The sequence below is a fragment of the Bartonella sp. AA83SXKL genome, assembly GCF_042196965.1.
GTDB lineage: Bacteria > Pseudomonadota > Alphaproteobacteria > Rhizobiales > Rhizobiaceae > Bartonella.
Genome location: NZ_JBHIRG010000354.1, coordinates 1 through 527 on the forward strand (window position 1 = coordinate 1; position 527 = coordinate 527).

1 protein-coding gene is annotated in these 527 nt (G+C 48.4%); it reads right to left on the bottom strand.

The features are described from left to right. A partial coding sequence (locus tag ACFINO_RS11595; RefSeq protein WP_375656000.1) for a transglycosylase SLT domain-containing protein occupies nt 1-527 on the bottom strand: 527 nt, incomplete at both ends.

Genomic DNA, 527 nt, shown 5'->3' on the forward strand with positions numbered 1-527 from the left:
GCCCGCATGAATTGCGTCATCAAAGGATTATCATCATCATCACTCTCTTCTTCTTCCGAAGCCTCTTCTTGTGATGCTAATAATGCCCTTAAAACCTCTAACAAGTTGTCTCTATTTCTAATGCCACCATGCGCTGTAGGACTTGCTCTATGAGGCTGCCCACCATACATCTGTAATACACGGTTGACAAAATCACTTGCACGCATAGCGTTGTTTCCACCATTCAAGCCAACCGCATTGCTCCCAACAATTTGCGCCGCATTGGCATGGGGATTTTGAAGAAGCCGCGCGGCTCCTCCTGCCCCTTGTTGATGGGCTAAATACAATTCCGCTTCACTAGGCGCTCTTCCCAAAAGGCGGCTTAAATGATTGCGATTATCAAGCGTCAACCGCCCCATGGCATCTGCCGCTTGCATGGGATCAAAACGATCCTGCAAACCATATTGTTTGGCGGTGCTGTCTATAAATTGATACAACCCACCCGCAGAAGAACGGGGATTCCTTGCATTCGGATTGCCTCCACTTTC